General features: G+C 68.1%; 1 protein-coding gene. It reads left to right on the top strand.

The features are described 5' to 3' along the window. A partial coding sequence (locus G6R24_RS21150) for a hypothetical protein (RefSeq protein ID WP_420840688.1) occupies positions 1-370 on the top strand: 370 nt, incomplete at its 5' end. Between the last annotated feature and the right edge of the window lie 623 nt (positions 371-993).

Here is a 993-nt window from a genome sequence, read left to right on the forward strand (position 1 = left end):
CGCCTACTTCCTGCGGACCGGCGACGCCGACGCGCTGAAGCTCTGGCACGAATACGAACGGGAGACCAAAGGCAAGTCGGTGATCCGGTTCAGCAAGGGGCTGCGCGCCGAGCTCCTGCCCGGCGAGGAGGAGGCCTCCGACGAGGACCTGGCCGCCGACGGCGAGGGGGTGGAGGTCGGCCGGCTGGCGAACTGGCTCTACCGCCGCGTCGTCGCCCTCGGCCTGGAGGCCGCGGTGCTGCGGTCGCTGGACACCGGCGGCTTCGCCGCCCTCACCGAGCTACTCACCGCCTACCACCTCGACACCACCGGCCTCCACGGCCCCACCCAGGAGATCAACCCAGCAGGTGTCGACAACAACGTTGACTAGCACCCTCGGCTGATCGTGCCTGGAGGTGTCGAGTACTTCGTGGAACTGGCCATCGGCGGGGCACTGGCACCCCGGCGATGAGACGATGGTCCACCATGATCAGGAAAAGTTCATTCACCTGATCATGGCGTGCAGGTCGACGCCGGGGGGCTTGGACGAGAGGCTCATCGTGAAAACTCGGGCAGCAAAGGCCCTGACCGCAGCCGTTGTCATCGGCGGCACCCTGTTCGCCGTGGGAGGCACCTCGTTCGCCGCGGGCACCCTCCCGAACGGGGCGGCCGTGACGGCCACCGGCACAGGCGACACCCTTGCTAAGGCGAAGGCGTCCGCCAAGTTCCAGGCGGCGAGTCTGTGTCAGACAGGGGCCGCCACAGGCTCTTCTTCTAAATTTCAGTACTCGAGCGGAAGGTGGACGGCCACCTTCAGTGGCAAGTGCGTGGCAAGTGCAGCGCAGAGTGACAGAGCAGTCTGGGTTGGAAGCGCACGAGGCGTGGGCCGGGAAACCTTGGCCAATCTTGTCGGGGTCGTCTGACGCCCCGCCGGGACCGTCCTCGGCGGGGGCGTTGGCATGTCGGCCGCCGGACCCAGGGGGGGTCCTGCGGGGCGTCCGGGCCGGGTTGCAG

The sequence above is a fragment of the Candidatus Frankia nodulisporulans genome (assembly GCF_902806475.1).
Classification (GTDB): Bacteria; Actinomycetota; Actinomycetes; order Frankiales; family Frankiaceae; genus Frankia; species Frankia umida.